The sequence below is a fragment of the Erysipelatoclostridium sp. MSK.23.31 genome, assembly GCF_019125875.1.
Classification (GTDB): domain Bacteria; phylum Bacillota_I; class Bacilli_A; order Erysipelotrichales; family Coprobacillaceae; genus Thomasclavelia; species Thomasclavelia ramosa.
Genome location: NZ_JAHOCB010000007.1, coordinates 57520 through 70463, shown reverse-complemented (window position 1 = coordinate 70463; position 12944 = coordinate 57520). Strand labels below are relative to the sequence as shown.

Annotated in this window: 11 protein-coding genes; 10 read left to right on the top strand and 1 reads right to left on the bottom strand. The window is 33.2% G+C overall.

The annotated features are described in order from the left end of the window. The 9 genes from KSU54_RS05295 to rbfA all read left to right on the top strand — a co-directional run bounded on the left by KSU54_RS05295 (position 1) and on the right by rbfA (position 11325). Positions 1-1152 (top strand): 1-deoxy-D-xylulose-5-phosphate reductoisomerase, encoded by a 1152-nt coding sequence (locus tag KSU54_RS05295; protein ID WP_003538239.1) that lies wholly within the window; start codon positions 1-3, stop codon positions 1150-1152. After that, positions 1152-2231, top strand: a complete 1080-nt coding sequence (locus KSU54_RS05290; RefSeq protein WP_003538240.1) for a M50 family metallopeptidase — start codon at positions 1152-1154, stop codon at positions 2229-2231. Before KSU54_RS05295 ends, KSU54_RS05290 begins: the two co-directional genes overlap by 1 nt. Before the next feature lie 75 nt (positions 2232-2306). Beyond that, a complete protein-coding gene (locus KSU54_RS05285) occupies positions 2307-6629 on the top strand; it encodes a PolC-type DNA polymerase III (protein WP_008791753.1) in 4323 nt (1440 codons plus the stop codon). Positions 6630-6727: 98 nt separating this feature from the next. Further along, the gene (gene rimP, locus KSU54_RS05280) at positions 6728-7195 is read left to right on the top strand and encodes a ribosome maturation factor RimP (RefSeq protein ID WP_003538242.1); all 468 of its coding nucleotides are present in this window, start codon (positions 6728-6730) and stop codon (positions 7193-7195) included. Between the two features lie 12 nt (positions 7196-7207). Continuing rightward, the gene (nusA, locus tag KSU54_RS05275) at positions 7208-8551 is read left to right on the top strand and encodes a transcription termination factor NusA (RefSeq protein WP_117791797.1); all 1344 of its coding nucleotides are present in this window, start codon (positions 7208-7210) and stop codon (positions 8549-8551) included. A 12-nt stretch (positions 8552-8563) separates the two neighbouring features. Next, entirely contained in the window at positions 8564-8821 is a 258-nt protein-coding gene (gene rnpM / locus KSU54_RS05270; RefSeq protein ID WP_008791752.1) for an RNase P modulator RnpM, read from the top strand. Next, positions 8814-9110 (top strand): L7Ae/L30e/S12e/Gadd45 family ribosomal protein, encoded by a 297-nt coding sequence (locus tag KSU54_RS05265; protein ID WP_008791751.1) that lies wholly within the window; start codon positions 8814-8816, stop codon positions 9108-9110. Before rnpM ends, KSU54_RS05265 begins: the two co-directional genes overlap by 8 nt. Positions 9111-9114: 4 nt before the next feature. Further along, positions 9115-10968, top strand: coding sequence for a translation initiation factor IF-2 (gene infB, locus KSU54_RS05260; RefSeq protein ID WP_008791750.1), 1854 nt, complete (start codon positions 9115-9117; stop codon positions 10966-10968). 9 nt (positions 10969-10977) lie between these two features. Further along, positions 10978-11325, top strand: a complete 348-nt coding sequence (gene rbfA, locus KSU54_RS05255; RefSeq protein WP_003538248.1) for a 30S ribosome-binding factor RbfA — start codon at positions 10978-10980, stop codon at positions 11323-11325. Positions 11326-11385: 60 nt separating this feature from the next. Here the strand turns inward: rbfA and KSU54_RS19410 are convergent, their stop codons facing one another. Beyond that, positions 11386-11532 (bottom strand): IS3 family transposase, encoded by a 147-nt coding sequence (locus KSU54_RS19410; RefSeq protein ID WP_081723939.1) that lies wholly within the window; start codon positions 11530-11532, stop codon positions 11386-11388. Between the two features lie 271 nt (positions 11533-11803). Between KSU54_RS19410 and nagA the strand changes: the two genes are divergently transcribed. After that, positions 11804-12943: an N-acetylglucosamine-6-phosphate deacetylase gene (gene nagA, locus KSU54_RS05245; protein ID WP_009009118.1), complete on the top strand. Its 1140-nt coding sequence runs from the start codon at positions 11804-11806 to the stop codon at positions 12941-12943. Position 12944 lies beyond the last annotated feature (1 nt).

Below are 12944 nucleotides of genomic sequence, written 5' to 3'. Positions count from 1 at the left end.
ATGAAAAAAATTACAGTATTAGGAGTTACTGGATCAATTGGAATGCAGACAGTTGATGTTGTAATGAATCATCCTGAACAGTTTAAGATTACAGCAATGGCAGCAGGGTATAATGTGGCTAAGGTTGAGGAAATTTTAGCAATGATTGATGTTGAGTATATCTGTATGGTAAAAAAAGAAGATGCTTTATATCTTCAAGAAAAATATCCTGATCTTAAAGTTGTTTATGGTGAAAGTGGATTGATAGAAATTGCAACTTTACCAGAGATTGAGATTGTATTAAATGCAATTGTCGGATTTGCTGGTTTAGTCCCAACAATTGAAGCAATTAAAGCAAAAAAAGATATAGCTTTGGCGAATAAGGAAACTTTAGTCGTAGCGGGGCATATAATTACTGAACTGGTAAAAGAATATGGCGTCAAACTTCTACCGGTTGATAGTGAACACTCTGCTATTTTTCAATCATTAAATGGCGAAGAACACAATAAAATTAAGAAGATTATTTTAACTGCTAGTGGTGGCAGCTTTCGTGATAAGCAACGTGATGAATTAGCAGGTGTAACTGTTAAAGAAGCATTAAATCACCCGAATTGGTCAATGGGAGCTAAAATTACAATTGATTCTGCAACTTTATTTAACAAAGGGTTGGAAGTAATGGAAGCAAAATGGTTATTTGACGTGGATTATGATCAAATTGAAGTTTTAATTCATCCTGAAAGCATCATTCATTCGATGGTTGAATTTGTGGATACTTCAATTATCGGACAATTAGGCAATCCAGATATGCGGTTACCAATTCAATATGCTTTAACTTATCCAGAACGTGATTATTTAATTGGTGGTGAAAGTCTTGATTTAGCAAAGATTGCATCATTAACATTTAAAAAGCCAGATTTTGAACGTTTTAGAGCATTAGCTTTAGCTTATCAAGCCGGCAAAAGTGGTGGAAGTATGCCGTGTGTGTTAAATGGTGCAAATGAACAAGCAAATGAGCTATTTAGAAATGGTAAAATTGAGTTTCTTGAAATTGAAAATTTAGTTGAGAAAGCATTGAATAAACATCAGTTAGTCAAAAATCCAACACTTGAACAGTTGATTGAAATCGATGCTTGGGCTCGAAACTTTGTTTTAAAAGAGATAGGAGAAGATTAATGCAGACATTAATTAATATTGTCGTTTTTATTTTGATTCTTGGAATCGTTGTGCTGATCCATGAGTTAGGACATTTTATTACGGCTAAATCGTTTGGGGTTTATTGTAGTGAATTTTCAATTGGGATGGGACCAAAGATATTTTCGCGCAAAAAAGGTGAGACAGAATATGAAATCAGAGCTTTACCAATTGGTGGTTTTGTATCAATGGCTGGAGAGGCTGATAATGATATTGAGGAATTTAAAGATGTTCCAATTGAGCGTACTTTAAAGGGCATTAGCTGCTGGAAAAAGTGTGTTGTTTTTTTAGCCGGAGTCTTTATGAATTTTGTTCTATCATTAGTAATTTTAATTGGTGTTTATTGTGTAATAGATGTTCAAACTAATACACCTGAAATCGGGAAAGTTACTTCGGACAGTCCCGCAATGATTGCAGGCCTTGAGGCGGGAGATACTATTTCTAAAATTACTTATGATGGTCATGAAAATATTATTGCATCTTTTGCAGACATTCGTGAAGTGTTGAATAATGATAATCTTAAATCAAAAAGTGCTACAATAATGTTGCAAGTTGAATTGGTCCGTGATGGTAAAACAATTACTAAAGAAGTTAATGCAAAATATAATAGTGATTCTAATTCATACACAATGGGTTTGACTCCAGCAACAAGAAATTTAAGCTTTTTTGAAGCTATTAATTATGGGGTAACTAAATTTGTAGAGATGGCGCTGTTGATTTTTACAACATTAGGTAAGCTATTTACAGACTCCGCTAATACAATTGGACAATTGTCAGGACCAGCGGGAATTTACAACGTAACGGCTCAAATTACTGAAACAGGATCAATTAGTCAATTATTAACATTGCTAGCTTTATTATCGACTAATATTGGAATGTTCAATTTATTGCCTATTCCTGGTTTAGACGGTTGTCAAGTTATCTTTGCTGTGGTTGAAAGAGTAATCGGGCGTGAATTACCGTTAAAGGTTAAATATGGTTTACAAATTGCTGGATTAGCCCTTGTTTTTGGTCTAATGATCTTTGTAACCTTTAATGATATTTCTAGAATATTTGGATAAAGGGAATTAATTTTCCCTTTTTTTATGCTATAATGTTTGAGTGTTATATTGATAAGAATAATGAAGGATGATTTGATGGAAAATAAATTATTAATATTATTAAAAAATTTAAAGATTGAAAGCCAAGCTAATATTTTAAAAGAAGGAAAAATCAGTAAAGTTGTTGTAGCGAGAGATAATAGTTATACTTTTCACTTAGTGTTTAATCAGATTTTGCCATTTGAGGAGTATCAATTATTAATAAATAACCGCGATAATTTTCCTTATCCTACTAAATATAAAATTAGTTATGAAACTGAATTTTTTAATCAAAATGAATTATTATTATATACCGGATACCTTTTAGAAAAATTAAAAAAAGATTATCCTGTTTGTGCTACTTTAACAGTTGAAAGTTTTAAAATCGAAGATAAAGTTATTAGAGTAGAAACATGTAATGAAATTCAGTTAGAACAATTACGTCAGTTAAGAGCACAAATTGAAGATATGTTCAATGATGTAGGTATCGATAAAAATTTTGATTTTTATATTGATGAAGAAAACGATGTATTTAAAGATATTAAAGAAGAGATGGAAGCTTATGAACCAGTTGAAATTGACCTTTCTTTAATCCAAAAGCCAGATAAACCGGCGTCAGAACAAAATAATTATAAGAATAATTATCGTCAAAAAAATGCAGCAATCGATATGAAAATTGAAGAGATTACTAATCAGACAATGGATAATAATATTGTAATAAAAGGCTTTGTTTTTAAAACAGAAATGATTAAAACAAGAGCGGGAAAACATATTCAAAGTTTATGGGTTACAGATTATACTGATTCAATTATTGTTAAACGTTTTGAAAACAATTCTAATAACTCGTTAGAAGAATTAAAAGTTATCGGTAAAGGCGGAGTTTGGGTAAAAGTTCGAGGTGAAGCCCGTTTTGATAGCTTTGCACGCGAAACAGTTATGATGGCTCGCGAGGTTGAAGTGATTAAGAGCCCAGCACCACGTAAAGATACTAGTGAAGCAAAAAGAGTGGAATTACATACACATTCAAAAATGTCAGCGATGGATGGGGTTGGAACAATTACCCAATATATTAACGCTGTAGCAAGCTGGGGACATAAAGCAATTGCTGTAACTGATCATGGTAATGTCCAATCTTTTCCTGAAGCTCAAATGGCAGCTGGAAAAGCAGGAATTAAAATGATCTATGGTGTTGAATTCAATATGATCGAACCGATTTTGAATATTGTTTATAACGAAATAGATACCTCAATTGAACATGCAACCTATGTTTCTTTTGACTTGGAAACAACAGGTCTATCAGTTATTCACGATGGGATTACAGAATTTGGAGCTGTCAAAATTAAAAATGGAGAAGTAATTGATCGACTGCAAATGTTTGTGAATCCAGGGAAGAGCATTTCCTCAAGAATCACTAATTTAACTAGCATTACTAATGATATGGTACGTAATGAACCGACGATTGATGCATTATTGCCTAGAATTATAGAATTTTTTGATGATTGTATTTTAGTCGCTCATAATGCTAATTTTGATATTGGATTTTTAAATGAGAATTTACGGCGAAATAATATGCCTGAAATTACGAACCCAATTATCGATTCATTGGCTTTAGCACGAGCAATTTTGAAACCGATGAAATCGTATCGATTGGGGAATGTGTGCCGCAGTTATCGAGTAAATTATGATGATGAAGTGGCTCACCGTGCTGATTATGATGCTGAAGTATTAGGTGATGTTTTTAACATGATGTTACATCAAATTATGCAAAGCGGTAAATATAATCTTTTAGACTTGTGTGAATTAACAGGGGATGATGTTTATAAAATTGTTTATCCTTATCATATGACCGCATTGGCGTTAAATAAAGCTGGTTTAAAAAATATGTTTAAATTGGTTAGTGAAGCAAATACTAAATATTTTCATAATGGATCAAGAATTCCTAAAGAACGTTTAGAACATTATCGAGAAGGCTTATTATATGGCAGCAGTTGCTATAACGGTGATGTTTTTGAGGCGGCTCTGAACTTATCTGATGAAAAATTAGAACGGGCCATGGAATTTTATGACTATATTGAAATTCAACCACTTGAGGACTACTATCACTTAGTTGATCGTGGAAAATTGCAAGATACTGATGAGTTAATCAAATCTTTACATCGGATTATTGATTGTGCAAAAAAACTAGATAAATTAATTGTAGCAACTGGTGATGTTCACTTTTTAGAAGTTCGTGATAAAATTTTTAGAGATGTTTTTATCTCTAATCCGACGATTGGAATTGGTCACCGTGCTCATCCGCTGTGTGATCGACGCAATCCTAAGGCTAAAAATCCCTGCCAATATTTGAGAACAACTAATGAAATGTTAGAAGGTTATCCTTATTTACCACAAGACGAAGTATTTGAATATGTTGTTACAAATACAAATAAAATTGCTGATATGGTTGAGGAAATCAAACCAGTGCATGATAAATTGTTCACGCCTAAGATAGATGGTGCAGACGAAAATCTAAAGAAGATTTGTTACGATACTGCGCATAAGACATATGGTAATCCGTTACCGCAAATTGTTGAAAAGCGCCTTGAAAAAGAACTTAGTAATATCATCAAGCATGGCTTTGGGGTCATTTACTATATTTCTCATCTATTAGTAAAAAAATCAAATGATGATGGCTATCTAGTAGGTTCTCGGGGATCTGTTGGTTCTTCATTTGTTGCAACAATGTCAGGAATAACAGAGGTAAATCCGTTACCGCCCCACTATGTATGCCTCCATTGTTCGCATAGCGAATTTTTAGAAGAAGGAATTGTGGCTGATGGCTATGATTTGGAAGATAAAGTGTGCCCTAAATGCGGTAAAATAATGAAGGGTGAAGGACATAATATTCCATTTGAGACCTTCCTTGGATTTAACGCTGATAAAGTACCGGACATTGATTTAAATTTCTCAGGTGAATATCAAGCTAATGCACATGCTTTTACTAAAGAAATATTTGGTGAAGATCATGTTTTTAGAGCAGGAACGATTTCGACAGTAGCAGAAAAAACAGCTTATGGATATGCAAAAGGATATGCTGAATTAATGGGGACTGATCAAACAATTCGTTCTGCTGAATTAGAGCGAATCGCAGCCGGCTGTGGTGGTGTTAAAAGAACAACAGGACAGCATCCTGGTGGGATCATCGTTATTCCAGGGGATATGGATGTATTTGATTTTACACCGTATCAATTTCCGGCAGATGATCTAAATGCTGCGTGGAAAACAACTCACTTCGATTTCCATGCTATTCATGATAATGTTTTGAAATTTGATATTTTAGGCCATGTCGATCCGACTGTAACACGATTTTTGCAAGATCTGACAGGTGTTGATCCTAAGGATATTCCAACTAACGATAAAAAAGTTATGAGTTTGTTTACTAGCAGTGAGGCATTAGGATGTAATCTTGATTTTATTGGTTGCAAAAATGGAGCTTTAGGGCTTCCTGAATTTGGTACCTCATTTGTACGTGGAATGTTAGATCAAACCCAACCTAAAACATTTAATGATTTAGTTATTATCTCGGGGCTATCACATGGAACTGATGTATATTTAGGAAATGCTGAAACGTTAATTAAATCTGGGACTTGTACACTTTCTGAAGTAATTGGATGTCGTGATGATATTATGGTTTATTTGATTGAAAAAGGTTTGCCAAACAAGGATGCTTTCGATATCATGGAATGTGTCCGTAAAGGTAAGTCACCGGTAGTTTTCCCAGAAAAAAAATATGAAGAACTAATGAAAGAATACAATGTACCGCAGTGGTATATTGATTCTTGTAAAAAAATTAAATACATGTTCCCTAAGGCTCATGCTGCTGCCTATGTATTATCTGCAATTCGAGTAGCTTGGTGGAAATTATATTATCCACGAGAATATTATGCTGTTTATTTTACAACAAGATGTGATTTTTATGATATTGAAACACTTGTACAAGGTAAAGATGCTATCATGGCAAGACGAGCTGAAATAACGCAGTTAAGAGCTGAACGGAGTTCTTCAAACAAAGATGAAGGATTATGGGATATTTTTGAAATCGCACTAGAAATGATTGAGCGGGGATTCCATTTTAATCCAGTTAGTTTAGAGTATTCACAAGCTAGCAAGTTTATATTAGATCCAAACGATGAAAAAGGGTTGATTCCACCGTTTAGTGCAATTGATGCATTAGGTGAATCAGTAGCTAAAACAGTTGTAGATGCTCGAGCAGATGGTCCGTTTTTATCTAAAGAAGATGTTATTAAACGAACAAAGTTGAACAATTCACATATTAAAACACTATCTAAAATGGGGGTTTTTAATGGAATGCAGGAGCGTAATCAACTTTCACTTTTCTAAGTAGTTGCAATAATTAAAAAAATGTGGTATTATTTATTTAGTTTCATAGAGAAGCGAGTGGGGTGACCCACTCTTTATTATTGAATAGAGGTGAAAGAATGGAACTTTTAGATACGATTAAAACACTGATAAAACCAATTTTAGAAAATAATGATGTATATCTTGATGATATTGAATACCTTCAGGAAAATGGCGAATGGTATCTTCGCATTTTTGTTGAAAAAAATGAAGGTTCCCTAGACATGGACACATGTGTAGCAGTTAGTGAAGCAATTAGTTTAAAGATGGATGAAGAAGATCCGATCAAAGGAGAATATTATTTAGAAGTTTCTTCACCAGGTGTAGAAAAGCCCTTAAAGACTTTTGAGCAAGTTAAAGCTTCAGTAGGTAAGTATGTCTACGCTAAATTCATTAATCCAACTGCTGGAATGGATGAAGTGGAAGGATTTATTAAAACAATTGAAGATGAAACGATTGAATTTGAATATTTAGTTAAGAATATTAAGAAAAGAATTAAAATTGACTATAGCAATATTAAATTTATAAGACTAGCTGTGAAATTTTAGGAGGATAAAAAAGTGGCAAGTAAAAAATTCATGGATGCACTAAATTTATTAATTGAAGAAAAAGGGATTGAAAAAGATGTCTTTTTAGAAATGCTTAAAGAATCTATTGGTAAAGCATATAAGAAAAATTATTTAAACCCTGATGCTAATGTCCGTGTTGAAATTAATGAAAAAACTGGAAAGTTTAGATTATTTGAACTTCGAACAGTTGTTGATGATCTAGATGATGAAGATATTGAATTATCTCTAGAAGAAGCTCAAGCAATCAATCCTAATTATCAAATTGGAGATGTTGTTGAAACTGAAGCCGATATCGAACATATTGGACGTTTGGCAGCTATTCAAACAAAACAATTATTTAGACAAAAGATTCGCGAAACTGAAAAAGAAACACTTTATAACGAATTTGCAGATAAAAAAGATGATATCATCACAGGTATCGTTGATCGTGTTGAGGATAAATTTGCAATTGTAAATATTGGTAAAACAGGAGCTTTCTTAGCTTCTAATCAACAAATTCCTGGTGAAAAATTAAATGAGGGTCAACATTTAAAAGTGTATGTTAGCGATGTTGATCGTGGAACTAAAGGAACTCATATTGTTGTTAGCCGGACAGAGCCGAGTTTTGTTAAGAGATTATTTGAATTAGAAGTACCTGAAGTATATGATGGAACAGTTGAAATCAAAGCAGTTTCACGGGAACCAGGTGAAAGAAGTAAGGTTGCTGTTTATACTAGTAATGAAAATATTGATCCAATTGGCTCTTGTGTTGGACCAAAGGGAAGTCGAGTTAAAAATGTAGTTGATGAGTTAAATGGTGAGATGATTGATATTATTTTATGGAATAGTGATCCGGTTGTCTTTATTTCTAATGCCTTGAGTCCATCTGATGTTAAGTGGGTATCTATTAATGAAGAAAATCACAGTGCTTTAGTAGTTGTACCAGATGATCAATTATCTTTAGCTATCGGTAAGCGTGGTCAAAACGCTCGTTTAGCAGTACGTTTAACAGGTTGGAAGATTGATATTAAATCTGTTAGTGAGGCTGTTGAACTTGGTTTAATTGATCTTCAAACAGTTAATAATACAGAAGAATCATCACCTGTTGATGCTAGTTTTGAAGAAGAGTTTGCTCAAGAAATGTTAGATGAAGCAGTTGAGGAAGCTGTTGTGGAAGAAGCTGTTGAAGTTGCAGAAGAACCAGAAATCGAAGAAGTTGTTGAGGTTGAAGAAGAACCTACTCAATCGAAAAAGGTTATTGAATACGAAGATTTTGAAGATTTAGATGATGAATATAGTAAATATGATGAAGAAATCGATTACGATGAATATGATGAATACTATGATAAAGATTAAGGAGTGATTAAATTGCGAAAAATCCCTTTAAGAAAATGTTTAGCAACGGGTGAACAGTTGCCAAAACAACAATTAATCAGAATCGTACGTAATAAAGAAGGTCAAGTAGCTGTCGATCCAACTGGTAAGATGAATGGACGAGGAGCTTATCTGAAACGTAGTCATGAAGCGTTCGTGTTAGCAAAAAAGAAAAAAGTTTTAGCTCGGGCTTTGCAGGTTGAAATTCCTGAAGAAATTTTCGTAGAACTGGAAAAATTTGCGGATGAATAATTATTTAAATACACTTGGCTTGGCTGCGCGAGCTCGAAAAATCGTTACTGGTGAAACTTTAATCACAAAGATTAGAAGTAACGAAGTAGAATTTGTTATTATTGCTAGCGACGCTAGTGACAATACTAAAAAAAAGATCACCGATAAATGTACAAGTTATAAAGTTGAGTATGTTATAGCTTGTACTATTGATGAACTATCCAGTGCAATCGGTAAAAAAAATCGAGTAGCACTTGGTATCCAGGATACTGGATTTGCTAAAATATTAAAAGAAAAGATAGGAGGGTGAACATATGGCAAAACAAAATAAACAAACAAAAAATAAAAAAGGTGCGCCAAGAAAGAAACAATTAAAGTCTAATTTTCCGACCAAAAAAGAAGAAATAGTTGCTAAAGATGGTGTCATTGTTTATGAAGAAGGTATTACTGTTGGTCAATTAGCTGATAAAATTGGACAAACGCCTGCCAATGTTATTAAAGTATTGTTTCTATTAGGAACGATGGTAACTATTAATTCATCTTTAAATGATGAGCAAGTAGAATTAATTTGTCTTGAATATGGTTTTGAAGTCGAAAAACATGTTGAAGTTAGTGAAGTGAATTTTGAGGAAATTGATATTCAGGATGATGAGAAGGATTTACAGCCTCGTTGTCCAGTAGTTACAATTATGGGACATGTTGATCATGGTAAAACTACATTGTTAGATACAATCAGAAAGTCTGCGGTTGTAGAAGGTGAATTTGGTGGGATTACACAACATATCGGTGCTTATCAAGTTGAAGTTAATGGAAAAAAAGTTACTTTCTTAGATACACCGGGCCATGAAGCATTTACTGCTATGCGTGCTCGTGGAGCTCAAGTAACTGATATTGTTATTATTGTAGTAGCAGCTGATGATGGTGTTATGCCACAAACAAAAGAGGCAATTGATCATGCAAAAGCAGCAGGTGTACCAATTGTCGTTGCGATTAATAAAATTGATAAAGAAGGTGCCGATCCTGAAAGAATCAAAGGAGAAATGGCTGAGCATGGTCTGCTTCCTGAAGATTGGGGTGGAGATACAGTATACTGTGAAATTTCTGCTAAAAAAAGAATTGGAATTGAAGAATTGCTAGAAACTTTAACTGTTGTTGCAGAATTAGCAGATTTAAAAGCAAATCCTAATCGTTATGCATATGGCAGTGTAGTTGAAGGTAAACTAGATAAGGGGCGTGGACCAGTTGCAACGTTACTTGTTGAAAATGGTACTTTAAGAGCGGGAGATCCAATTGTAGTTGGAACATCATTTGGACGTGTTCGTCAAATGCTTGATGATCGTGGAAAAATTATTAAAGAAGCACTTCCCGCTACTCCAGTTGAAATTACGGGTTTAAATGACGTTCCAGTCGCTGGTGATAAGTTTATGGCTTTTGAAAACGAAAAACAAGCTCGTAGTGTTGGTGAAACACGATTAAAAGCGAAACAAGATAAAGAGCGTAGTTCAGGAGCTGCCTTATCATTAGATGATTTATACTCTCAAATCAAAGAGGGCGAAATGATTGACTTAAACATTATTGTTAAAGCTGATGTCCAAGGTACTGCTGAAGCAGTTAAAGCTTCATTAGAAAAAATTGATGTTGATGGTGTAAGAGTAAATGTTATTCGTTCTACAGCTGGAGGAATTTCAGAATCTGATGTTCTATTAGCATCTGCTTCACAAGCAATTATTTATGGTTTTAATGTTCGTCCAAATGCAAAAGTACGTCAAAAGGCTGAAGAAGAAGGAATTGAGATTCGTTTACACAATATCATCTATAAAATGGTTGAAGAGATTGAAACCGCGATGAAAGGTATGCTTGCTCCAGAAATTAAAGAGGTTGTTACAGGTCAAGCAGAAATTCGTCAGGTAATTAAAGTTTCTAAAGTTGGAAATATTGCTGGATGTTATGTAACAGATGGTTTTATTCGCCGTAATTGTGGAATCCGTTTACTTCGTGATAGTGTTGTTGTATATGAAGGAAAATTAGGTTCATTAAAACGTTTCCAGGATGATGCTAAAGAAGTTGCAGCGGGATTTGAATGTGGTTTAAGTATTGAAAACTTCAATGATATTAAAGAAGGCGATATTGTCGAAGGATATATCATGGAAGAAGTCGAAGTTAAGTAGGTGAATTAAATGATTCTTAAAAAGGATAAGATGAATGGTATTATTCAACGCGAGTTATCACAAATCATTCAAGTTGAAGTACGTGATCCTAAGATAGGTTTTTGTACTATTACTGCAGTTGATACGACTACTGATCTATCAATTGCTAAAGTATATGTGACTTTCTTAGGAAAAGACTTTGATACGCGCAAAGGAATGGAAGCATTAAATCGTTCTAAAGGATTTATTCGTTCTTTATTAGCTAAACGTCTTACAATTCGTAAAGTACCAGAACTGATTTTTGTTAACGATACCTCTTTAGAGTATGGTAATAAAATCGAAAAAATTATTGATGATTTAAATCATCATGATAAATAATTCAAAAGAAGGTCAAATTGAAGTGAAGTCAATTTCTTGGACACTAATTTAGTTATGCTATTAATAAGGATTGATCCTGTATTGTACAGGAGTTGATCCTTTTAATTTTGTTGTTATTTTTTGAGTATAGTATTGTTTTATACATTCTTCTATTGCAATCTTTAAATTATATAACGATCTAAAAGTATATTCATAACCATAAAAAATTTCATTTTTCCAACGGAATTCTTCATTGGTGAATTATCTAAACAATTTCTTTTTTAATATTGACTGTGGAATTTATTCTTTTCAAAAATTTTTTATACACAATATTTTTTTGTTATCTTGTGAGTTTAACCATAATAAAATGAACTCCACCATTTGAAATACCTAAATAATGGGACTACAATAAATCACCTTCTTTTTATTTGAGTCTTATTTGTTTCATCTAGATAGAATTGTGCTATAATACTATATAGATATAGGAGGACTAAAAGAAATGAAATACTGTATAACAAACGGGAAAGTTATTTTAAAAAATCAAGTAGTAGATGCAAATGTATATGTAGAAAATACAAAGATTACTGAGATTTCTAATCGTCAACCTGATGATGAAACAGTAATTGATGCAAAAGGTAGATATGTGTCACCAGGATTTATTGATGTTCATACTCATGGGCGTGGTGGCAGTGATACAATGTATAACACTTTTGAAGATCTTGATACAATTACAAGTACTGCCGTAAAAACAGGTGTAACAGGAATTTTACCTACAACGATGACGATGTCTAAAGAAGATACTTATGCGGCTATTAAAAATGTTGGAGATAACATGGATAAAGTTGGAGGAAGTAAAATCCTAGGAGTACACATGGAAGGTCCATTTTTTAATACAAAATATAAAGGAGCTCAACCTGAAGAGTTTATGATCAAACCTACAGCTGAAAATTATAGCAGTTTAGTTGGTGAATATGGTAAAATTGTAAAAAAATTAAGTTTAGCACCAGAATTAAAGGATTCTGATAAGTTAATCGAGTATTTAGTCAAAGAAGGTGTGGTTGTAAGTATTGGGCACACTAATGCAACTTATGACGAAGCAGTTGTTGGAATTAAAGCTGGAGCAACTTCAGGTACTCATACTTATAATGCAATGACACCATTAACACATCGAAATCCAGGAGTAGTAGGAGCTATCATGGAACATGATGAAGTTTATGCGGAATTGATTTTAGATGGAATTCATGTCAGCTATCCAGCTGCAAAAGTGCTTTTAAGGGCTAAAGGTTTAGATAAAGTGATTTTAATCACTGATTCTATTGAAGCTTCTGGTTTAGAAGATGGTCAATATAAATTAGGTAATCAAGCTGTATTTGTTAAAGATAATTCAGCTCGTTTAGAAGATGGGACTTTAGCTGGTAGTATTTTAGCAATGAATAATGCAGTAAAGAATGCATATCAACATTTAGGTTTATCAATTAATGAAGCTGTTAATTTAGCTAGTTATAATCCTGCTAAAAATTTAAATTTAATTAATTTAGGGGAAATTGCAGTTAACAAAACAGCGGACATTATTATGTTTGATGAAGAAATTAATGTTGATTTTGTAATGATTGATGGAAATGTAAAAATTGGAGGATAGT

Coding starts and splice junctions, on each gene's coding strand:
- rbfA (WP_003538248.1), top strand. CDS start 10,978: ATGATTCTTAAAAAGGATAAGATGAATGGTATTATTCAACGCGAGTTA.
- infB (WP_008791750.1), top strand. CDS start 9,115: ATGGCAAAACAAAATAAACAAACAAAAAATAAAAAAGGTGCGCCAAGA.
- KSU54_RS05295 (WP_003538239.1), top strand. CDS start 1: ATGAAAAAAATTACAGTATTAGGAGTTACTGGATCAATTGGAATGCAG.
- KSU54_RS05265 (WP_008791751.1), top strand. CDS start 8,814: ATGAATAATTATTTAAATACACTTGGCTTGGCTGCGCGAGCTCGAAAA.
- KSU54_RS05290 (WP_003538240.1), top strand. CDS start 1,152: ATGCAGACATTAATTAATATTGTCGTTTTTATTTTGATTCTTGGAATC.
- rimP (WP_003538242.1), top strand. CDS start 6,728: ATGGAACTTTTAGATACGATTAAAACACTGATAAAACCAATTTTAGAA.
- nagA (WP_009009118.1), top strand. CDS start 11,804: ATGAAATACTGTATAACAAACGGGAAAGTTATTTTAAAAAATCAAGTA.
- KSU54_RS05285 (WP_008791753.1), top strand. CDS start 2,307: ATGGAAAATAAATTATTAATATTATTAAAAAATTTAAAGATTGAAAGC.